Raw genomic sequence first — 22,227 nt, 5'->3', positions numbered from 1 at the left:
GCTCGCTATGTGGGCTGCAGAGTCGCAGCAATCAACATGTGATGGAGGCGTTTGTAGATGTCGTCAGGATCCAGCGTGGAGGATCGGTCCGATGCAGCAGTTGTCCGTGAGGGGTTCTTCGGTGACTACTATGAGCACCTCGCAGAGGAGGACTCCCGGGCGTATGCCCCCGAGCTCCTGATTTCGCGGGCAAGCACACATAAGAAAGTTGCGCAGTCCCGGCGGCCTGGAAATGCCATCGTGGAGATCGGCGTCGAGGCTGACCGAAACGTGGTCTACATCGTTACTGACGACATGCCGTTCCTGGTTGATTCCGTCAACGCCGAACTCGTTCGCCAAAACTGCGCCATCCGGCTCGTGATGCACCCGCTTTTCGTGGTTACCCGCGACCGGGTCTCGGGCGAACTCAGCAGCGTTTCCAGAGTCCCGTCAAATATCGGCATTTCCAGTGGCGACACCGCGGCACTGCCCAGCGTCGCCCACCTGCTCGGCGATAACGACAATTCGTCGCACATGGAGTCTTGGATCGCCGTCGAAATTGACCGCGTAAGCGAAGAAGCCCGCGCAGAATTGGTTGCGGGGCTCCAACGTGTCCTCGGGGATGTTCGCGCCGCCGTTGAAGACTGGCCGAAAATGCGTAGCAAGGCACTGGAACTTGCAGAGACGCTTGGAAGCGTCTCCCACCCCGAGCAGATTGCCGAACTCAGGCAGGCGCAGGACCTTTTGCGCTGGCTGGATGACGGCAACTTCACCTTCCTCGGTTACCGCGAGTACGACCTCGTCAATGAAGACGGCGAGGACGTCCTGGAACTTCGTGAGGACAGCGGACTTGGCTTGCTCCGCGCTGGCGACAACACCCGGCAGATCCAGCACCTCACCGACGCCGGCCGCAAGCGCGCCCGTGAAAAGCGGGCACTGGTGATCACAAAGGCCAACTCCCGCTCAACCGTCCACCGTCCCGCATACCTGGACTACATCGGAGTCAAGAGCTTCGACGCGGCAGGGAACGTCAACGGTGAGCGGCGCTTTATCGGACTTTTCGCCACAAGTGCCTACACGGGATCGGTCCGCAACATCCCCATCGTCCGCGACAAAGTGGACGCAGTGCTGCGGAATGCGGGCTTCCCCATGGATTCCCACTCGGGCAAGGACCTTCTGGGCATCCTGGAAACATACCCACGCGACGAACTGTTCCAGATCGAAATCCCGGATCTGGCGGCCACGGCCACCGGGATCCAGCGACTCCAGGAACGGCGCCGGACCAAGCTTTTCCTGCGCCCCGATATCTACGGACGTTTCATGTCCGCAGTCGTGTACCTGCCGCGTGACCGGTACACCACGAGTGTCAGGCTCCGTATTGAGCAGGAACTGCGCGAGACGTTCCAAGCTGAGAGCATTGACTACGAAGCGAGGATCACGGAGTCGGCCCTTGCTCGCGTTTTCTTCAGGATCAGGCTGCCACGCACCGCGGAACTTGCCGATGTCAACGCAGAAGAACTCGAACACCGGCTAATGCGGGCGTCACGGTCATGGAGCGAAGGCATCGCCGAGGTACTTCGTGAGAACCGTCCCGCGGAGAGTGCTGACGTACTGTCCGCCTTGTGGGCTGAGGCATTCCCTCCCGGCTACCGCGTCGACTACGAGGTTGAGGACGCGCTGGAGGACATCGAACGGTTTGAAAAGTATGGAGCCCAGGCCGAACGGGCAGGGGAAGCGAGCAAGGAACTGCGCCCCGGCGTGCACGTGTACCTTCCCGAAGGTGCCGGTGACGTGCTGGAGGAGGATGCGAGGGTCAAGCTCTACTTGATGGAGCCCAAGAGCCTGAGCCAGATCCTTCCTTACTTCCACAACCTTGGCCTCGAAGTCCTGGACGAACGGCCCTTCGAAATCGAAACCGCGGATCACCGCGACTTTTTCCTGTATGACCTTGGGCTGAAGTACCCGGCCGGCATAGACCCGCTCGCCACCGGAGATCTCCTGGCTGACTCGTTTGGTGCTGCGGTCACAGGGGCCGTCGAGTCGGACAACTTTGACCGCCTTGTGCTTCGCGAAGGCATGCACTGGCGCCAGGTGGTAGTCCTCCGGGCCTACGCCAAGTACATGCGCCAGATGGGCAACACCAATTCCTTTGGGTTTATCGCCGATACCCTCTTGGCCAATCCGGATGTGGCGCGGGGTCTGACCGTATTGTTTGCCGCCCGCTTTGATCCCAACGTCGAAGAAAGCAAGCGTCCCCAACAGCAAGGTGCCGCAAGGGCTGCCCTGGCAGAAGCTATCGAGCAAGTCGCAACCTTGGATGCGGACCGCGTGCTTCGGACCTTCGTCAACCTCATTGAGTCGACGTTGCGCACCAACTTCTTCCAAAACAAGGGATACCTGAGCTTCAAGCTGGATCCCACCACCATCGAGGGTCTGCCGTTCCCGCGCCCCATGTTCGAAATCTGGGTTTACTCTCCGCGCGTGGAGGGCGTCCACCTTCGCTTCGGCAAGGTGGCCCGCGGCGGTCTTCGCTGGTCCGATCGCCGCGAAGACTTCCGTACTGAGATCCTGGGCCTTGTGAAGGCACAGACCGTGAAAAACGCCGTCATCGTACCGACCGGCGCCAAGGGTGGATTCTTCGCGAAGAAGCTGCCCAACCCGGCAGTGGACCGCGCCGCGTGGATGGCCGAAGGGGTGGAGAGCTACAAGACCTTCATTCGCGGGCTGTTGGATATCACCGACAACCTCGTTACTACAACGGACGGCGAAAGGCTTGTGCCGCCGTCGGACGTTGTCCGCCACGACGGCGATGACTCCTATCTGGTGGTGGCCGCCGACAAGGGAACCGCAACGTTCTCAGACACGGCCAACGGATTGGCTGCCGAATACGGGTTCTGGCTTGGCGACGCCTTCGCATCGGGCGGATCCGTGGGCTACGACCACAAGGCCATGGGCATCACCGCCCGTGGCGCCTGGGAGTCTGTGAAGAGGCACTTCAGCGAACTCGACCTGGACACCCAGACCGAAGAGTTCACCGTTGTTGGCGTGGGAGACATGTCAGGGGACGTTTTCGGCAACGGTATGTTGCTTTCGCGCCACATCCGGCTCGTGGCCGCTTTTGACCACCGTCACATCTTCCTGGACCCGACGCCGGATACTGCAGCATCGTACGCAGAAAGGCAGAGGCTCTTCGAGCTCCCGCGATCCTCGTGGGACGACTATGATCGGGCCCTCATCAGCGAGGGCGGTGGCGTGTACCCACGTCAAGCCAAGACAATCCCCGTGTCGGACCAGGTGCGTAAGGCGCTGGGGTTGCCGGACGGAACCACCCAACTGAGCCCTCCCGAATTGCTTCGGGCAATCCTGCTTGCCCCGGCGGACCTTCTGTACAACGGTGGCATCGGCACTTACGTCAAAGCCAGCACGGAGACACATGCTGCTGTCGGAGACAAAGCCAATGATGCCATCCGCGTGGACGGCAAGGACCTCCGCGTCAAGGTAGTCGGCGAAGGCGGCAACCTGGGGTTGACCCAACGTGGACGTATTGAAGCCGCGTTGCAGGGCGTCATCCTTAATACGGATGCGATCGATAACTCGGCGGGCGTTGACTGCTCCGACCACGAGGTCAATATAAAGATCTTCGTTGACCGTATGGTGGCGGCAGGGAAGCTTGAGGCCACAGAACGCGCAGCATTCCTGGCTGACATGACCGAGGAAGTCGGCCGACTGGTCCTGCAGGACAACATCGACCAAAACATCTTGCTCCTTAACGACCGGACCCGCGTTGCGGACTGGAGCCCCAGCTACGAGCGCCTGATGGACTGGCTGGAAAAATCAGCCGACCTCAAGCGTGACCTCGAGGCACTGCCCACTACCGAGACACTGCGCCAGCGCCTGGAACAGGGACAGGGACTGACATCTCCCGAGCTGTCCGTCCTGGCCGCCTACGCGAAGATCGAGTTGGCGGCTGCCCTCCGGGACAGCAACCTGGCCGACGACCCCTGGTTCAAGGACACGATCCGGGCCTACTTCCCGAAGCAGTTGCGGGAGAGGTTCGACGCCGAACTTGACACCCACCCGCTGCGGCGAGAAATCATCGCTACGGTGGTGGCCAACGACATCATCAACCTCGGTGGCATTACCTTCGCCTTCCGGGCGATCGAAGAAACATCTGCCAACGAGGTAGCGGTAGCCAAGGCATTCGTGGCGCTGCGTGAAATCTACGATCTCGATCCGATGGTTGAGGAATTGAATGCCCTTCCGGCATCGTTCCCCACCGAGCACTGGAGCGAAGTCCATCTGGATGTCCGCCGGCTCCTGGACCGCGCAGTCCGATGGGTGCTCGGGCAGGGCATGGCGTCCCGGCCGATTGCCGACGTCGTGAAGTCGTTCAAGCCCATGATGGCGCCACTTCGGGCCAAATTGCTGGACTACCTGCGTGGCGATGACAAAGTTCGTATCAGCGGATGGCTGGAAAAGGCCCGTGGCTGGGAATTGCCGGATCACTTGGCCCACAGGTGGGCGGAGTTGTTCGAGAGCTATGCCTTGCTGGACATCGCAAGGATCGCCCAGACCGGGACCAACAGCGTCGAGGAAGTAGCGCATGTCTACTACACGGTGTTCAACCGCTTCCACGTGGACTCGCTGCTGGAACGGATCAGCGCCCTGCCCCGCGACGACCGCTGGCAGGCACTTGCCCGTGCGGCGCTCCGGGACGATCTCTACTCAACCGTCGCAGATATGACGACGTCGGTTCTTGAGTCGAGCACGCCCGGCACCCCTGCCGAGGATCGCCTGAGGGCGTGGGAAGGCCTGAATGCCGAACAACTTGGACGGGCGAAGACCATGTTTGATGAGGTCAATTCCCTCGAGGCCGATGACATGGCTTCACTATCGGTAGCATTAAGGCTCTTGAGGTCAATCGTTCGACGCTAGGGGCTGGTCCCGCGTCGCAAATGGAGGTGCAGTGGCAATCTTTACAGACCCCATCAGGGAACACGCTGATTTCGGGCCTGGGGATGCTGAATGGCTGCACCTCCTGGTGGGCGATTGGCAAATGGTCGCCGACCTGGCGTTTGCCGACCTGGCCTTGTGGTTTCCGCATCCGGAGTTTGGGTACATCGCCCTCGCCCACGTACGTCCGTCAACATCGCACACGGTGTTTCATGCGGACTTCGTGGGTGAGGGCATCCGCTCGGATCTTCGTCCACTCGTGGAAAAGGCCTGGAACAGCCGCTCCATTGAGCGCTCCAGTGAGACGAGCTGGAGCAGCGAGATGGCGCTGCGTGTTGAAGCCGTGCCGATGGTGCGCAACGGCAGGACTCTCGCGGTTGTCACGTCCCATATGGACCTATCCAGTTCCCGTATGCCGTCCCGGCTGGAACTCACGTATCGGCAGTGCGCCTACGATCTCCTTCGCATGGGAACTCTAGGGTTGTGGCCGGACTTCGCATCGCCGACGGGATCCCGCAGAGGTGCCCCCCGTGTAGGGGACGGACTCATCCGGCTCGACGCTGAAGGCATTGTGCAGTACGCGAGTCCCAATGGCGTGTCTGCTTTCCGGCGGTTGGGCGAGGTCGAGTCCCTGGAAGGACGTTCCCTCGCTGAAGTGACGGCCGGACTACTGAAGGATCGGCGCATGGTGGACGAGACACTGCCGTTGGTTGTCACGGGCCGAATGCCATGGCGCAGCGAGATTGAGTCCAGAGGGGTCAGCCTTTCCCTGCGTGCCATTCCTTTGCGCGACGAGCAACATCGCTTTGGCGCCCTTGTTTTATGCCGCGATGTCTCCGAGTTGAGGCGCCGCGAAATGGAGCTGGTCACCAAGGACGCAACGATCCGCGAGATCCACCACCGAGTCAAGAACAACCTCCAGACCGTTGCCGCCCTGCTGCGTATGCAGTCCCGACGGATGGTCAGCGACGAAGCAAAACAGGGACTGGAACAGGCCATGCGGCGCGTGGCTACCATCGCGCTTGTTCACGAGACCCTGTCCCAAGGCCTGACTCAAAGCGTCGACTTCGATGAACTCATCGGGCGCCAGTTCAGGCTTTCTGCCGAAGTCGCTTCACCTTCCCAGCAAGTACGGACGGAAAGGTCCGGGATGTTCGGCGAACTGCCGAGCGATTTCGCAACGCCCTTGGCCCTGGTCATCAACGAACTCGTAACGAATGCTGTTGAGCACGGTTTGGAGGGACGGACGGGAACCGTTTGGCTGCTGGCTGACCGTGCAGCGGGAGACGGAAATGACGAGTTCCTAACAGTGACAATTGCCGATGATGGCGTTGGGTTGCCGGACGGGCAATACACGGAAGGCCTGGGTCTGCAGATCGTGCGTACCCTGGTCACAAGCGAGCTTGGGGGATCCATTCAATGGAGCCCCCGGGACGGTGGCGGCACCGCCGTCGAAATTGTCCTGAACCTCGCGCGCGCATAGGGCCTTCCGGAGGTGGAGGGGTTTAACGGGCAGCTGACTTAAACGCAGAAGGCCGCGGACCATGTGGTCCGCGGCCTTCTGCGTTTGGTGCTTGTACTGCCTACGAAGAAGCGCGCTGGGCTGCTAAGAAGCGCGGCGGGCTCGTGCTGCGCGACGCTTGAGTGCGCGGCGTTCGTCCTCGCTCATGCCACCCCAGACGCCTGCATCCTGGCCGGACTCCAAAGCCCACTGAAGGCAAGTGTCCACTACGGGGCACCGGCGGCAAACGCTCTTTGCTTCCTCAATCTGCAGAAGTGCTGGTCCCGTGTTGCCGACTGGGAAAAAGAGCTCCGGGTCCTTGTCGAGGCAGGCTGCGCGATTACGCCAATCCATGCTGATCAGTCACTCCATTCGTGAGAACTAGTTTGAGCCTTTTGTGAAAACATTCACGAGAGGCTCCAAAGGAAAGGGGCCCGCATGGGCCCCCTTGGTCGTCTGAGTCAAGCGTTTCATGTTAACGCCTTGTAAACAAGGGGTATTAGTCGTTGAAATGCCCTGAATCCGTGAGCGATGCATCACATCAGCCGCCAGTGCCCTCACTGCTAGATGACTATGTCCGGTAGTGTGCCAGTGTGTCAAGACCTCCTGTTAACCCGGCCCAACCAAACTCTGGATCAGATGGAAACAACGGTCCAGTTAGACCTGCGTCCGACGGCCCCGTAACCCCGGGTCTGGAATCCGGAGGCAAGAAACCCCCCGGAATCCTGATTATTTCGATCGTTGTCGTGCTGGAAGCACTGGCGCTCCTGGGCGCTGCGGCCTGGTACGCCTTCGAACTATTGACCGGAGCCCCTGTCCTGACTTTTTGGGGAGCGGTCTTTACGCTGGGCCTCTTATTGGCCTTCTCCGCGTGGCTGTTCGCAGTGGGCCATTTCCTGTTCCGCGGCTACCGATGGACCCGCGCGGCCGCCCTTGTGGCCCAGTTGTTCGTCCTTACCATCGGTTTCCCAACCATGACCGGCGGCCTGGTTCTGCCAGGGTTGGCTATGATTTTGCCTGCGCTGGCAGCGATCGTGTTTCTCTTCCAAAAGAGCGTTATCGCCTATGCGTCACGAGCGGGAGGGACGCAGGGCGCGCTCTAGTCAATGCTGCCCTGACTTCCAATGGTGCTGATGTGCGTCGCGGAGTCGGTAGTGAACGCCACCTGCACCTGGACTGCACGGTTTCCCCGGACAATCACGCCCCGACCGGCAGGCGGTGAGTTTTCTATTTCCAACCTCACGCCGAGGATGTCGCCGTCCAGAGGAGTCCTCGGAGCCAGAATGAGGCCCTTGCCATTGGCTTGGGCCTCTGCGGCCAGTGGCAAGCGCTGAAGCAATCCGGGACCTGACGTGGCGGTCATGATCACTCCTCGTGTCCGGCCAGCCAGGGCGGCGAGAGCTGCCCGTCCCCCCGGATCCAGGAGATCGGCGTCATCGACACAGAGGATGCTCGCAGGATCCAGTGATCCAGCAGTGGCTGAGTCGGCCACGGTTGCCCAGAAAGCCCCCGTGGTAGTTCCAGCCCCCGGGAAGATCCATGGAACCTGGGGATTAAGGGACATCAGGGATGTCAACACCGAAGTCCTGCCGGAGCCACGACCCCCAATGATGATGCTGACACCACGCGGTGCAAGGGGAAATGACACGGGGACCGATTCGTCACCCCCAATGCCGATCCAAAGGGGAACGGAGTCCGGCGATATCCCGCACTCCAGGTCTTCAGCTGCAACGCGGTAACTACCGGACTGCGCCGATTCGGGGGATGGCCGCGATGCTCTTGGGGTAGCTGCCACGGCGACATCGAAATCAGACGTGCTGAGGGATTCCGGCAGGGGCCGGATCCGGAAAGGTGGTTCCGACGAAGGTTGAAGATCAACGAACGGCCAGTCCGTCCCGCTTGGGGCAGTGCGGAAATGAACCACGGTGGCTGCGCCCTGAACAAATCCGCCCATGGCAACAGCGCGCCCTGGGACAGACTCGACTTCCGGAAGGCGGGGCCAGTGATAACGCGATTCCTCCGTGGCGCCCGTTGGGAAAAATGCCCGGTTTGGGATTGCGCCGAAAAAGCGTGAGCTGACTAGTTCACGTTCTCCGGAGATCAGGACTGTGACGCCAAGGGGCGTCCCGTCGCGGATGATGTCCCTCAAAAGGTCCTCCGCCCACGCGAAACGCCCTGATCGGAGCGCTGCGGCCCATGAGCAGAAGCCAGTAACCACCAGGACCAAACGGGGACTTGTGGACACGTCCTCGCCGGCCGCGCGGCGACGTGCCATTTCTTCAGCGAGCCGCTCAAGGACCCGTACCGCCAACGCCAACTGATGCAGGCCCAAAGTGGCGCCATAGCTGCCGCCTTGGCGGAGCTTTCCCAGCATTCCAGCTGCATCCAGGATGTACAGATGCGGTGGGGTCCCATGTGCTGCCAGCATCGCCGATGCAGCCTTGAAACATTCGTGCATCCCACTGGAACTGCTGCCAATCATGGCGAAATGACCGTGCTCGGAAGGCGACCATTGCAGGGCAACAACTGACTGCTGTTCCGGTCTGTCCAGGATCCCCAATGGACCTACAGGGGTTATCGACGCGTCCATTGCGTCTTCACCGTCGTTGCCCGCCACACGGAAAGTGGACAGGTCTTCACGCCACCCAATGGAGACCGGCAACAGTGGGGCTACAGGTTGTCTGGGGTCGGCCCGCCCCAGCGAGCGCCAAGCGGTTCGGGTCGCCGAGACCACCCCTTCCGCCCTTGCTTCCGCCTGTGCCGTCGACTTCCCGACCACCGGCTGTTTGTCCGGGGGATGGTTCAAGGCACTGATCGCCGACTGCACGATTGCTGCCCCCGGGGTCCGCCGGCTGATCGTGGTTGGCACGGCAAGGGACGCCGTCTGGAATTCTTCGGGGTCACCGGTGGCCCTCACAAGATATGCCCGCCCAGGGACATCGACGCCGATGGAAGCTGCGGCTTTGGAATTGATGATGTCCATTGATTCCGCATCCGACTGAACACGCAGGGCGATGCTTGAGGTGACGTTGGCGCGGATGTCGGCAGTCAATGCACCCTGTGGCCTTTGTGTAGCCATGACCAGGTGAATGCCCAGGGACCGTCCAATGGCGGCCACGCGCATCAGCTCACGCAGTGCCCCGGGGGCTTCGTCGACCAACATTCGGAACTCATCCACAACAAGGACCAGGTGGGGGACCGCCGCCTCTGTAGCCCCGGGCGAACGTTGATATGCAGCCAAGTCTGAAGTCCCAAGGTCCGCGAACAACTCCTCGCGACGGCGGATCTCGCCTCGCAGGGAAGTAAGCACGCGGTCAAGATGATGACTTCCAAGGTCAGTAAGAAGGCCCACGCAGTGTGGAAGCCCAAGTAAAGGGCGTAGGCCCGAGCCGCCCTTGAAATCGACAAACAGGAATGTCACCTGGTCCGGTGAATGATTCAGGGCCATGGATGCCACGATCGTCCGCAGGAGTTCTGACTTCCCGGCGCCGGTCGTTCCGGCTACCAGGAGATGTGGTCCGTCGACATGGAAGTCAAAGGTCAAGGGCCCGTCCTGGCCCTGCCCCAGAATTGCCTGGAGCTCGTTTGACCCGTTCTCGCCAACCCATCGCCGGAGTATGCCTCGAGGTCCGCCGGGAAGAAGGTCATTCAGAGAGCAGAATCCTGGTATGCCGTCGTCGGCAGGACCTTCCCGGTGCGGAGTGGACGCAACTGTGCGGCAAAACTGATCGAAAGCCTTTAGCGGAACCATGTCCGGGATGAACTCCTGCAGGCCACCGGGGAACTGCAAAACAGCGGATGTACCAGACTGTCCGATCTCAATGACAACTCCGGTGGGCCCGGCGTAGGGGCCGGAATGCCGCAACACCTGCCAGGAAGCCTCCAAGGCGGCATCCAGGAGTTTGGTATTGCCGTCGTCCCCGCCCGGCGGGTCATCGAGAACTATGAGCCTGCCATTGTTGGTTCCTTTCGACCTTCGAAAAGCTGCTGTCGCGGCCGCCTGATTCGTGGCAAGCGTCAGGTACGGCAGGAACCGGGCGCTGAGAGGCAGGCGCCCTATTGGTCCAAGAAGAATGATCGGCTTGGCCGACGACCCTGGGAAACTTGCCAGTTGCATGACGATGAAACGGATCAGGGCATCGACGTGCTCGGTCTGGCCGTGCAGCTCAACAATCCCGGGGTGCAAGCCCAGCGTCACTGGCATGGAGCCGATTGCTGGTGGACGGAAATGGGGATCTGCAGGGACGGGCCGCACGTTAGCCAGAGTGGGCGCCGTACCTAGACGGACCCATGTTTCGGGCCCGGCGGCCGTACGTTGTCGTGACGCTACAGGCGATCCCGCCCCAAGGCGGGGCAATGCTAGAGGTGCCTGGGGGTTCAGGACCAAGCCTGCCGCCGGGGCCAAGGTGGCAACGATGATCTCCGCGGCGGACGGCGAACATCGGCGGCGGCGTTCGGCGTCCTGCAGGGCCGCCGTTGCGACGGCAAGCCTGAACTCCCTGCGTCCCTTCCTTCCGGTGATCATCGGAACAAGCAGACTCAGCGCGGAAACGGCCGTAAATCCAAGGAACATCCACATTCCTGTTGCGAGTGCTAGACCAAAGCCTGCTACCAGCGGGAGGCCCGCCGCAACGGCAACCGACCACCGGTTCAAGGAGCCCGCCTGACGCTGGACTTCAAGTGGCACTTCAACGGAATGGCCGGCGTCGGCATGAATCCCGGGAGTGGAGCTGTTTGGCGTAACGATAGTGAAGCTTGTATTGCCGCAGCGAATTCTCGACGACGACGTCACAGTCTTTTCCCGGACACGCTCCCCATCAACAAGTACCGAGTTCCGGCTCCCTGTGTCCGTGATGCTCAATGCGGTGCTGGACACCCTCAACAAGGCGTGCTCGCGGGACATCCCCGGATCAGGAATGCGAATGTCCACATCGCCGCGGCCAATGTGGTGGTGACCGCGTTGGAGTGCAAAGACTGTGCCGGCCCCCGGCCCGGTATGTGCCAGGAGCAGGAGCGGCGTTGCCGGAGAGTCGGACTTTTCCGCGGGACGGTGTCCGTCCACCAGGACGGCCCCGGCAACGAGTGGCGGGTGTCCGACAGTCAGCGTGGATAGGTCTTCCCCCGCAACTGAGAGGGGACCAACCCCGCGGGCCTTGTGCAATTGCCGCTGGAGCTCTGAACCCGGCATTCCGCCGTCGACGGTGATTGTCAGCTCTTCCGGTGGCTCCAGCGATGCGGCATTCGGGCCGCGGACCAGTGTGCACTCAAAGTTCATTCGCCCATTCCTTCCTGGAATCCCGCAGCCGTCCAGAACTGAGGCTATGGAATTCCCGGGCAGGCGGCTGCCCCTTTCCTGGGCTATGTGGATAACTTTTGGCGATACCACCTGAAGGCGCTGACTTGACGCGAGGACATGGCGTCTCGGCTAAGATGAAACTCGTTGTCGCGTGTGCTCAATGAGAAGGGACCTTCACCGGTGATAGTGGTTGCAGAGAGCGCCGATGTTTCGGACGAGGCGGTAATTGGTGATGGATCCAAGATCTGGCATCTGGCCCAAGTCCGCGAGAAAGCCGAATTAGGCGTCAATTGCATCGTCGGACGTGGTGCCTACATCGGCACTGGCGTCAAGATGGGGGACAACTGCAAAGTCCAGAACTATGCACTTGTCTACGAGCCCGCAGAACTGGAAGCCGGGGTGTTTATCGGTCCGGCAGTAGTGCTGACGAATGATACTTATCCCCGTGCCGTAGGTCCGGACGGAAGCCTGAAGAGTGCGCACGACTGGGAGCCTGTGGGCGTCACTATTCGTGAAGGAGCGTCCATTGGTGCCCGCGCCGTATGCGTCGCTCCCGTGACCATCGGACGCTGGGCCACCGTAGCCGCCGGAGCGGTTGTGGCCAAAGACGTCCCTGATTTCGCGCTGATGGTCGGGGTTCCGGCCAAGCGGCGGGGCTGGGTCGGTAAGGCGGGCTTCCCGCTGCAGAACATTGGCGGGAACTGGGTATGCCCGGAAACCGGCGCCACATATGTTGAACAGAACGAGACACTTCGAGAGGTAGAGGCATGAGCCCCGAATTCATTCCCCCCGCCAAACCCATCATTGGCGATGACGAGCGCAAGGCCGTAGAGGCAGTTCTGGCCTCCGGCCAGCTTGCCCAAGGCTCGGAGGTTGCGTCATTCGAGCAGGAATTTTCCCAAGTACTTCTGGACGGCCGCGCAGCTGTCGCCGTCAACTCCGGCACCTCAGGGCTGCACCTTGGCCTTCTGGCCGCCGGCATAGGCGCCGGCGACGAAGTCATTGTTCCTTCCTTCACCTTCGCAGCCACGGCCAACTCGGTCGCTCTGACCGGAGCCACGCCAGTCTTTGCCGATGTTGACCCGGATTACTACACGCTGGATCCTGCCTCTGTTGAGTCGAAGATTACCGACCGCACGGCGGCGATCATGCCGGTCCACCTCTATGGCCACCCCTTCGACGTCGATGCCATTGGCGCGCTCGCTGCCAAGCACGGGGTTAAGGTGTTCGAAGATGCGGCTCAGGCCCATGGTGCCGCTGTCAACGGCCGGAAGGTTGGAACCTTCGGCGACTTCGCCATGTTCAGCCTTTACCCCACGAAGAACATGACCTCCGGCGAGGGTGGCATGGTCAGCACAGGCCTTGCCGACGTCGAACGTCGCCTCCGCCTCTTGCGGAACCAGGGCATGGAGCGCCAGTACGAGAATGAGTTGGTTGGCTTTAATGCCCGCATGACCAACATTCATGCAGCCATCGGGCGCGTCCAACTGACGAAGGTCGAAGGCTGGACGAAGACGCGGCAGGAAAACGCAGCGTTCTTTGACGCGAACATCGAAGGCGTCATCACGCCGAAGGTAGCCGAGGGATATGAGCACGTCTACCATCAGTACACCATCCGCATTTCCGAGGACCGTGATGGTTTTGCTAAGGCATTGCGTGAGGAATACAACGTCGGCTGTGGCGTGTACTACCCCATCCCGAACCACCGTCTTGCGCCTTTCCAGACATCGGATGAGCTGCCCGTAACTGAGGAATCTGCGGCCAGCGTGCTGTCCCTCCCGGTGCACCCATCTTTGAGCCAGGACGATCTGGACCGCATCGTGACGGCTGTCAACGCCATCGCAAAGGCAGGAAGCTAGTGGCAAACCTCCGCGCAGGCCTCATCGGACTGGGTATGATGGGCCGCCACCATGCCCGGGTTATCCGCGAGCTTGATGGCGTTGACCTGGTTGCTGTCGCGGATTCGTTCGGCGATCCGCACAACGTTGCTGATGGCCTGACTGTCTACAACACAGTCGAGGAACTCATTGAGCAAGGAATCGACATGGCAGTGGCTGCCGTGCCGACCATCCTGCATGAGGAAGTGGCCTTGCGGCTGGCTGAAGCTGGCATCCACTGTCTCGTTGAGAAACCGATTGCCAACGATTCCGAGTCGGGTGGACGCATTGCCCAGGCCTTCGAAGCCAAGGGCCTCATCGGCGCCGTCGGCCACATCGAGCGCTTCAACCCTTCCCTGCAAAGCCTTCGCGAGCGGCTCGGGAACGGTGACCTCGGTGACGTCTACCAGATCAGCACGCGGCGCCAGGGACCCTTCCCTGCACGCATCGCCGACGTCGGGGTGGTCAAGGATCTTGCCACGCACGACATCGACCTCACCGCCTGGCTCGCCCAGAGCAACTTCGTGAACGTCGTAGCGCACACAACCTCCCGTAGTGGCCGCGAACATGAGGACATGGTCACAGCCATTGGCCACCTCAAGAGCGGCGTTGTAACCAATCACATCGTGAATTGGTTGTCACCCATGAAGGAACGTACAACGGTAGTTCTGGGCGAACGTGGAGCATTCATCGCAGACACCATTTCTGCAGACCTTACCTTCGTGGAGAACGGAACGTTCCAGACAGACTGGGATTCCGTCGCAGCCTTCCGGGGAGTGTCGGAGGGATCCTCGACACGGTTCGCCCTTGCCAAGCGGGAGCCGCTAAAGATGGAACACGAGGCGTTCCGTGACGCAATCCTCGGAAAGTCGATGAATATCGTCACGATGGCGGAAGGCCTGGAGACCCTGAGGGTTGCTGAGGCCGTGTTGGACTCGGCGAAGTCGGGCTCCGTCATCTGCCTCTGATACGCCAAATCAAGCATCGTCTTTGGGGGAGGTTGGCCATGTGCCAGCCTCCCTTTGGTGTTTGTGGACCCCGGCCGCCCATGCTCGGCCATGGGCCCGGATACGGGGAACGCAAGCCATGTCGGGTAGCCTTGACCAGTAGACGTGGGCACTTCTGTGCCCGCACGCCAATACACAGGAGAGTTTGTGAACGCTGATCTCGTCGTCGTCGGCTCGGGTTTCTTTGGCCTGACCATTGCAGAACGCGCCGCTACCGAGTTGGGGCTAAAGGTCGCGGTTCTTGATCGCCGCCACCATATTGGAGGAAACGCCTACAGCGAGAATGAAGAGAAGACGGGAATCGAGGTGCACCGCTACGGCGCGCATCTCTTCCATACGTCGAATGAACGTGTCTGGGAGTACGTGAACAGGTTTACCAAGTTCACGAACTACCAGCACAAGGTTTACACCAGCCACAAGGGCGAGGTGTACCCCATGCCGATCAACCTCGGTACTATCAACCAGTTCTTCCGTGCAGCAATGAGCCCCAGCGAAGCGCGCCAGCTCATTGCGGAGCAAGCAGGCGAGCTTGCCGGTACTGATCCGCAGAACCTGAATGACAAGGGTATTCAGCTGATCGGGCGGCCCCTGTACGAGGCATTCATCAAGCACTACACCGGCAAGCAGTGGCAGACGGATCCGAAGGACCTTCCCGCGGAGATCATCTCCAGGCTCCCGGTTCGCTACAACTATGACAACCGCTACTTCAATGACGCCCATGAAGGGCTGCCGGTTGACGGCTATACGGCCTGGATCGAACGCATGGCGGACAACCCCAACATCGAAGTCGTTCTGAACACCGATTTCTTTGACGATGGCGAGTTCGGCCGGTCATCCGTCCTCGGGCAGGTTCCGGTCATCTACACAGGCCCCGTAGACCGCTACTTCGACTACGCCGAGGGTGATCTCTCCTGGCGCACGATCGACCTCGAAGAAGAAGTGCTGCCGATTGAGGATTTCCAGGGCTGCCCGGTGATGAACTACCCGGATCCGGAGACTGCCTTCACCCGCATCCACGAGTTCCGCCACTTCCACCCTGAGCGCGACTACACGAAGGACGCGACGGTCATCATGCGCGAATTCTCGCGTTTTGCTGAGAAGGGCGACGAGCCTTACTACCCCGTCAACACATCAGATGACCGCAGCAAACTGCTCGCTTACCGTGATCTTGCACGTGGCGAGAAATCTGTATTGTTTGGCGGCCGTCTTGGAACGTACAAGTACCTGGACATGCACATGGCCATCGGTTCGGCCCTGTCCATGTTCGACAACAAGATCAAGCCGCACTTTACGGGCGGCGCAAAGCTGGAAAGTGGTGGAGTGGACGCATGACCGCCACAACAAATGAAAGCCAGGAGACTGCCATGACGGCCACAACAGTCGCAGACAGCCCGGCGTCGACTGAGCAGAACCTTCGAATAGTCCAGCGTGTGGTTTTCCCAGCCAACCGCGACCTCGACACCCTGCCGCTCTATGTCGATCCGGACACCAATAAGGTCCGCAAGCAGGACGACAACGGCACAGCAGTTGTCCAGGCAGTGGGCATGGCCCGCAAACTCCACCCGGAGGACATCCTGGACCGCGGGTCGGTGCAGGTTCGACGGGGCGAGCGTCTTTCCTTTGGTTCCTACTTCAATGCCTTCCCGGCCAGTTACTGGCGGAAATGGACCATCGCCACAAAGACGGTTCTCCACATCGAGACCGAGGGCGAAGGAACGGTCATCGTTTACCGCTCGAATGCGCGCGGCGCGTCGCAGCGGGTCGACTCGATCCTTGTTGAGGGAACTGCATCGAACGAGTTCGAACTTACGCTCGCTCCCTTTGGTGATGGCGGCTGGTACTGGTTCGACCTCATCGCCGGCGGCGATGGAATGACACTCAAGAGCGCCCATTGGGCTGTTCCTGATGAAGGCAGGCCCCAGGGGAAAGTCACGCTGGGTGTTACAACGTTCAACCGTGCCGATTACTGCCTTGAAACCATCAAATCAATCGATGCCGACTCCGGCCTCCGTGAAATCCTCGCGGAACTGATCATCGTGGACCAAGGCAACAAAAAGGTGGCCGACGAAGACGGGTTCGACGCCGTCGCCGCATCCATGGGCGAGCAGTTGCGCATTATCAACCAAGGCAACCTTGGTGGATCGGGTGGATTCGCCCGCAACATGTACGAGATGCTCGTCTCTGACAAGAGCGACTACGTCATGCTTCTCGACGACGACATTGAACTTGAAACCGAAGGTGTGCTCAGAGCGGTCGCATTTGCCGACCTATGCCGTAAGCCCACCATCGTCGGCGGACACATGTTCGACATGTATAACAAGTCCGTTTTGCACGCCTACGCCGAAGTAGTGAATTTTTACCGTTTCCTTTGGGGACCCGTGGAGGGCCTGGGAAATCACGACTTCTCCGCAGAAGGCCTTCGCTCAACGCCACTGCTGCACCGCCGCTGGGACGCTGACTACAACGGTTGGTGGATGTGCCTCATCCCCAAGACCGTCGTGGAAAACATCGGACTCTCCCTTCCCGTGTTCATCAAATGGGACGACGCCGAGTACTCCTTGCGCGCCCGCGCGGCAGGTTTCCCGACCGTTACCTTGCCGGGTGCAGCGGTATGGCATGTCTCATGGGCTGATAAAGATGACTCCGTGGACTGGCAGGCTTACTATCACGAACGCAACAGGCTCATCGCGACTCTTCTGCATTCGCCGTTCCCCAAGGGTGGCCGGATTTTCCGGGAAAGCCTGAACACGGACATTAAGCATTTGGTATCGATGCAGTACTACCCCGAGCAAGCCCGCGTCATGGCTCTCCGGGATGTCTTGGAGGGGCCAGGAAAGCTCCACGAGCAGCTGCCCACCACCATGCCCAAACTCCGTGCAATGCGCGAGGAATTTGTTGACTCCCAGGTCAAGACCGACCCCGGCGCCTTCCCTGAGTCCTTCCGCAAACGTCCCCCGAAGAAGCCGCAGACCTACAAGCAGCCGGGTGCGCTTGGCCTTCTGCCTTGGGCGGTAAAGACTGTCCTTAAGCAGACCCTTGCTCCGGTTCGCGATTCTGCCAAGACCAACCCTGAAGCCCATGTAGCGCATCAGGACGGCAAATGGTGGAGTTTGGCGCATCTTGACAGTGCAGTGGTCTCCAACGCTGATGGCACAGGCGCGTCGTGGTACCAGCGAGACCCCAAGCTGGCGCGCCGGCTTTTGGTTGAGACAGCGCAGCTGCACGCGCAGCTTTTCTCGAATTGGGAGACGCTCCGCGCCCAGTACCGTGAGGCGCTGCCTCAGATCACATCGATGGAGTCTTGGCGAGAGACGTTCGATGCCTCGGAGCCCAAAAAGTAGCGATGGCCAACTCCACTGATATTTATGCTGTTCCAGGGGTAGGTGCCGGTCTGCTGGATGTATTCCGGCGCCGGTACCTCCTCAAATTGATCGTCCGCAAGGAACTCAGGGTCCGCTACCGGGGCTCCGTGCTGGGTCTGGCTTGGTCATACGTGAAGCCGTTGGTCCAGTACTTGGTTCTGTTCTTTGCCTTGGGCATCGTACTTCGCGTGGGGGACCAGATCCCCAACTACGCCCTGTACATGTTCTCCGGCGTCATCGTGGTCAATTTCTTCACGGAAGCTTTTTCGAACGCTACGCGCTCCATAGTGTGGAATGCCGCGCTGGTGAAGAAGATCTACCTGCCACGGGAACTTTTTCCCGTGGCGTCGGTCTGGGTCGCTGCAGTGCATTTCCTTCCCCAACTTGTCGTCTTGCTGGCTGCTGCCCTTTTCAGCGGGTGGCGACCAGATGTGATGCAGCTGGTGGGCGCAGCGCTGGGCTTTGTCATTGTGGCCGTAACCGCCACTGGCCTGGGCCTTTTGGCAGGTGCCATCAACGTGTTTTTCCGCGATGCAGAGAACATCGTGGACATGTTGATGATGATCGTCACCTGGACTTCACCCGTCCTCTATGACTGGACCATGATCCGTCGTCTTGCCCCGGATTGGGTCTTAACGATCTACCAGCTCAACCCCGTGACCGTAGCCGTGGAATTGTTCCACTGGGCGTTCTGGTACCCGACCGTCACCAAGCCTGTAGAACTGCCCCCTCATCTGATGTTGACAGGGTTGGCTGGACTGGGCATGGCCGCAGTTTTCCTTATTATCGGCCAGCTGGTGTTCCGCCGGCTCGAAGGCCACTTTGCGCAGGAGGTCTGAGTGGGCGCCGCCGTCATAGTCAAAGGCTTGAAAAAGACTTTCAATCTGCGTCACTCCCACTCCCTTAAAGAGACGCTTGTGTGGCTCGTCAAGGGACGCAAGGGTGACCTCACCAAGAAGTTCGATGCGCTGCACGATGTCAGCTTCGAGATACAGGATGGGGAGACCGTCGCCCTTCTGGGTTTCAATGGCTCCGGTAAGTCCACATTGCTTAAGTTGATTTCCGGCGTCATCCTTCCGGATCAGGGCACTGTGCGGACCAAAGGCCGCGTCGCGGGCCTGATTGAGGTTGGGGCGGGGTTTCACCCGGATTTGTCCGGCCGTGAGAACGTCTTCCTCAACGCCGCGATCCTTGGAATGACAGAGCAGGAGATCAACGAGAAATTCGACGAGATCGTCGCTTTTTCGGAAATCGAGCAGTTCATCGACACGGAAGTGAAGTTCTATTCTTCCGGCATGTTCCTGCGTCTTGCTTTTGCGGTGGCTGTTCATACGCAGCCGGATATCTTCCTCGTGGACGAGATCCTGGCTGTTGGCGATGAACCTTTCCAGCGCAAGTGCCTGGCCAAGATTAAGCAGCTGTCCGACGAAGGCAGGACCCTCGTGGTTGTTAGCCATGACCTGGACATGATTTCGCGGATCTGCGACAGGGGAGTCGTCTTATCCTCCGGAACTGTCCAATTCGAAGGTCCGGCTGACCAGGCTGTCGCCTGGCTGCGGGAACGCAACTAAGTCCGGCATCCAATAGCAAGAGTCGTCTGTCAAGAGATGGCTAGTGGAAGCATCTAAGAAAGGCGATCGTAGGAATGGGTATCGGCCCGCTGCTGTTGTGTGTACTCCTGATCGTTGTGTTGTGGTGGGGTCCAGGTTGGCTTCTCGGTGAAGCACTGGGAGTGCGCCGAACCCTCTTGCCCGTGGTGGCACCATTGTTGGGCATGGGTGCCCTGACGGTCATCGGTGTGATGGGCAATTCCTTGGGGTTGAGCTGGCAGCTGCTTCCTGTATCCCTCGTCCTTCTGGTGTTGGCTGCCGTCCTGTTTGGTCTACGCCTCCTGTTGAGGCGTAGATTCCCCGACAAGTTCCAGACTCGCGTCCGAACACAGCCAAGCATTTTCGGTAAGCACCGATTTGCCGGCTCCTGGTGGATCCTTCTGGTAGGCCTTCTTGCGGGCGGCGCCGTAGCAGCCGTGTCATGGTTTGTTGGCACCGAGGGCCTCCTGGGCATAAACCAGGACTGGGACATTCCTTGGCACGCAAACATGATCCGGCTTATCTCGGTGAATCATGAATGGGATCCCTCCATAGCGGGAAACTTCGCCTACTACGACACCACTATTTCTGATGCACCCATCAGGAGCTACCCGATCGCTTTCCACGCCGTGCTCGCGCTGTTCTGGCCAATGAGTACTGTCAGCATCCCGGTGTTCCTGAATGCTTTCGTCTTGGTGATGATGGCCGTTCAGTTGCCCCTGAGCGCCATGGCCTTAACCATGATCCTCACACGCCGCCCGGTTGCCGTCGCCGCCGCGGCCGCAGTCTCGGGATGGTTCACGGTCTACCCCTACGACCTACTGTGGCGTGGCCCGTTGATTCCATTTTTCGCTGGCATGCTGTTGGTGGGTCCATTCGTCTTCCTGGCCGTCAAAGGTGCTTTGGAGCGGCAAAAGTTCTGGGTCCTGGGCATTGCCTTCGGCGCAGTGGGACTTATTGCCGTGCACCCTTCCCTGGCTTTCGTCGTACTGCCGGTACTGTTCTTCTGGCTGCTCTCCGCACTGATACGTCGCAAGGGCAGGATCCTGGGCATTACTGTTTATCTGGCAGTGTCGGGGGTTCTCGCGGCGATCATCGGTCTGCCGATCATTACCCAGATGCTGAAGGAATCTGAGCGCGTCTCCAAGATGATGTGGGCACCGGATACTGATCGCAACGGTGCCATTCAGAATATTGTTTTCCTGAACCATGGCTCCATGGCAATGCCGATCCTGACAACGCTTGTTGCCCTTGGCTGCCTTGCTGTTGCGTTCAGGATCCGCATGTGGTGGTACTTCGGCCCGGTCCTGACTTTTGCGTTTCTGTCGGTTTACACCATGGGCAGCGACAGCCCCCGTTTCCTGAACCTGACAGCACCTTTCTACGACGACCAATGGCGCATTTTCGGCATCCTTGTCATGCTTCTCGTGCCGCTTGCGGGCTTGGGTGTTGCCCAGGCCGGCGAGGCAATCGAGTGGGCCGTCCGGCGCTTCCGCAATCGTCGGGCAGAATCCCAGGAATCCGGGGGCAAGAATGGGCGCAGGCCGAACCACGTCCTCACGGCAGCGGCCGCCGTCGCCGTTTTGTTGGTATGCGGGGTGGGCGCCATCCCATACTTCAAGCAAAACGCCGAACGCATCAACATCAATACAAAGATTGATGGCCTCACCCTCAGCTCATCCGAAGTGGATCTGCTGAGCAAAATTGACCAATATGTTCCCCAGGACGCCACAGTGCTGAATGACGCCTGTGATGGCTCCGTATGGATGTATGCACTCGGGAACCGAATGCCGATGATCCGGCACTTCGAAATACTTCCCACGAACCGCCAGTTGCTTGTCCTTCAAAAGCTCCCTGAGTTGGCGACGGATCCCGACGCGCGGGCGGCCGCTTCCGAGCTTGGTATCGAATGGGTGTACATAGCCGACGGTCGGATCCGGGCCTGGGACGAGCCCAAGGCGGGGTTGACCCATCCTGATTCCATCCCTTACTTGAAGCTTGTTGTGCGAGATGGAAACGCAGCCTTGTACCGGATCGATTGGTCCCAGTTACCGGGTGGCAAACAAGCCTTCGACGCAGCTTCCAAGGACCGCGTGCAGCTTGACGGAGTCCCAGGGATCCTCGAGAACCGGAAACCCGATGGCATCGCCCCGCTTGGAAGGATCTGCTAACCAATGAAGGCATTCATCAAAAAGTTCTTCTCGTCCAGTTTGTTCAGATTCCTTGTGGTGGGCGGTCTGAGCTTCATTGTGGACCTCGGTCTGCTTGCGCTGTGCTTCCAAGTGTTTGGATGGCCCCTTTGGTTGGCCACGGGCGCAGGATTCTGGGGCAGTTTCTTCTTCAACTACTTCCTGCAGCGCCACTTTGCTTTTGGGGGAGGCGGAACGGCTCTGGGTGGAGTGCTGCGGTACTCCGGACTCCTGGCCTTCAACACTTTGGCGGTCATGGGAATCGTGGAGCTCTTCCAGTTCCTGGGTGCCGGATATGTTGCCGGTAAAGTGGTTGCGACGATTGTGACCATGGGATGGAACTACTTCATTTACAAGCACTGGATCTTCCCGCAAAAGAAGCATCCGAAGAGCGCCAGCGGACAGACAGATGGCGCGTCGGAAACTGACGCGCCAGCACAGAAATTCACACCTAACAGCAGCGAAGGATAATCG

14 protein-coding genes are annotated in these 22,227 nt (G+C 59.9%); 12 read left to right on the top strand and 2 right to left on the bottom strand.

Annotation, left to right across the window (positions count from 1 at the left end):
- The first annotated feature begins 57 nt into the window (after window positions 1–57).
- Together LDN90_RS16830 and LDN90_RS16825 are read left to right on the top strand one after the other, a co-directional pair.
- Complete coding sequence (locus LDN90_RS16830) at window positions 58–4,914, top strand: NAD-glutamate dehydrogenase (protein ID WP_223946413.1); 4,857 nt, start codon at window positions 58–60, stop codon at window positions 4,912–4,914.
- A gap of 31 nt (window positions 4,915–4,945) precedes the next feature.
- Window positions 4,946–6,415, top strand: a complete 1,470-nt coding sequence (locus tag LDN90_RS16825) for a PAS domain-containing sensor histidine kinase (RefSeq protein WP_216924023.1) — start codon at window positions 4,946–4,948, stop codon at window positions 6,413–6,415.
- 123 nt (window positions 6,416–6,538) lie between these two features.
- Here LDN90_RS16825 and LDN90_RS16820 read toward each other — a convergent pair whose 3' ends face one another.
- Window positions 6,539–6,787, bottom strand: a complete 249-nt coding sequence (locus LDN90_RS16820; RefSeq protein WP_003804966.1) for a WhiB family transcriptional regulator — start codon at window positions 6,785–6,787, stop codon at window positions 6,539–6,541.
- Between the two features lie 368 nt (window positions 6,788–7,155).
- Between LDN90_RS16820 and LDN90_RS16815 the strand changes: the two genes are divergently transcribed.
- The gene (locus LDN90_RS16815) at window positions 7,156–7,536 is read left to right on the top strand and encodes a hypothetical protein (RefSeq protein WP_223949319.1); all 381 of its coding nucleotides are present in this window, start codon (window positions 7,156–7,158) and stop codon (window positions 7,534–7,536) included.
- On the opposite strand, the gene LDN90_RS16810 is transcribed toward LDN90_RS16815, so the two are convergent.
- A complete protein-coding gene (locus LDN90_RS16810; protein WP_223946412.1) occupies window positions 7,533–11,708 on the bottom strand; it encodes an FtsK/SpoIIIE domain-containing protein in 4,176 nt (1,391 codons plus the stop codon). The two genes, LDN90_RS16815 and LDN90_RS16810, sit on opposite strands and share 4 nt — an antisense overlap.
- A gap of 201 nt (window positions 11,709–11,909) precedes the next feature.
- On the opposite strand from LDN90_RS16810, the gene LDN90_RS16805 reads away from it, so the two are divergent.
- From LDN90_RS16805 to LDN90_RS16765, 9 genes are all read left to right on the top strand, one after another.
- Window positions 11,910–12,500 (top strand): acyltransferase, encoded by a 591-nt coding sequence (locus tag LDN90_RS16805; RefSeq protein WP_223946411.1) that lies wholly within the window; start codon window positions 11,910–11,912, stop codon window positions 12,498–12,500.
- The gene (locus LDN90_RS16800; protein ID WP_216924019.1) at window positions 12,497–13,588 is read left to right on the top strand and encodes a DegT/DnrJ/EryC1/StrS family aminotransferase; all 1,092 of its coding nucleotides are present in this window, start codon (window positions 12,497–12,499) and stop codon (window positions 13,586–13,588) included. Before LDN90_RS16805 ends, LDN90_RS16800 begins: the two co-directional genes overlap by 4 nt.
- Window positions 13,588–14,574, top strand: a complete 987-nt coding sequence (locus LDN90_RS16795; protein WP_216924018.1) for a Gfo/Idh/MocA family oxidoreductase — start codon at window positions 13,588–13,590, stop codon at window positions 14,572–14,574. Before LDN90_RS16800 ends, LDN90_RS16795 begins: the two co-directional genes overlap by 1 nt.
- 186 nt (window positions 14,575–14,760) lie before the next feature.
- The gene (gene glf, locus LDN90_RS16790; protein ID WP_216924017.1) at window positions 14,761–15,945 is read left to right on the top strand and encodes a UDP-galactopyranose mutase; all 1,185 of its coding nucleotides are present in this window, start codon (window positions 14,761–14,763) and stop codon (window positions 15,943–15,945) included.
- Window positions 15,942–17,954: a glycosyltransferase gene (locus tag LDN90_RS16785; RefSeq protein WP_216924016.1), complete on the top strand. Its 2,013-nt coding sequence runs from the start codon at window positions 15,942–15,944 to the stop codon at window positions 17,952–17,954. Before glf ends, LDN90_RS16785 begins: the two co-directional genes overlap by 4 nt.
- Window positions 17,955–17,956: 2 nt before the next feature.
- Window positions 17,957–18,814, top strand: a complete 858-nt coding sequence (locus tag LDN90_RS16780; RefSeq protein ID WP_216924015.1) for an ABC transporter permease — start codon at window positions 17,957–17,959, stop codon at window positions 18,812–18,814.
- Entirely contained in the window at window positions 18,815–19,546 is a 732-nt protein-coding gene (locus LDN90_RS16775) for an ABC transporter ATP-binding protein (protein WP_216924014.1), read from the top strand.
- Window positions 19,547–19,620: 74 nt separating this feature from the next.
- Window positions 19,621–21,735, top strand: a complete 2,115-nt coding sequence (locus LDN90_RS16770; RefSeq protein ID WP_223946410.1) for a DUF6541 family protein — start codon at window positions 19,621–19,623, stop codon at window positions 21,733–21,735.
- Between the two features lie 3 nt (window positions 21,736–21,738).
- Window positions 21,739–22,224 (top strand): GtrA family protein, encoded by a 486-nt coding sequence (locus tag LDN90_RS16765; RefSeq protein ID WP_216924012.1) that lies wholly within the window; start codon window positions 21,739–21,741, stop codon window positions 22,222–22,224.
- Window positions 22,225–22,227: the final 3 nt, after the last annotated feature.

It is taken from the genome of Arthrobacter sp. NtRootA1 (assembly GCF_019976975.1).
Lineage (GTDB): Bacteria > Actinomycetota > Actinomycetes > Actinomycetales > Micrococcaceae > Arthrobacter > Arthrobacter aromaticivorans.
This window is presented reverse-complemented; position numbering and strand designations above follow the sequence as displayed.

Excerpts from the sequence above, each read along its gene's own strand:
- LDN90_RS16830 (WP_223946413.1), top strand. The coding sequence starts at position 58 with ATGTCGTCAGGATCCAGCGTGGAGGATCGGTCCGATGCAGCAGTTGTC.
- LDN90_RS16780 (WP_216924015.1), top strand. The coding sequence starts at position 17,957 with ATGGCCAACTCCACTGATATTTATGCTGTTCCAGGGGTAGGTGCCGGT.
- LDN90_RS16820 (WP_003804966.1), bottom strand. The coding sequence starts at position 6,787 with ATGGATTGGCGTAATCGCGCAGCCTGCCTCGACAAGGACCCGGAGCTC.
- LDN90_RS16770 (WP_223946410.1), top strand. The coding sequence starts at position 19,621 with ATGGGTATCGGCCCGCTGCTGTTGTGTGTACTCCTGATCGTTGTGTTG.
- LDN90_RS16765 (WP_216924012.1), top strand. The coding sequence starts at position 21,739 with ATGAAGGCATTCATCAAAAAGTTCTTCTCGTCCAGTTTGTTCAGATTC.
- LDN90_RS16810 (WP_223946412.1), bottom strand. The coding sequence starts at position 11,708 with ATGAACTTTGAGTGCACACTGGTCCGCGGCCCGAATGCCGCATCGCTG.
- LDN90_RS16785 (WP_216924016.1), top strand. The coding sequence starts at position 15,942 with ATGACCGCCACAACAAATGAAAGCCAGGAGACTGCCATGACGGCCACA.
- LDN90_RS16800 (WP_216924019.1), top strand. The coding sequence starts at position 12,497 with ATGAGCCCCGAATTCATTCCCCCCGCCAAACCCATCATTGGCGATGAC.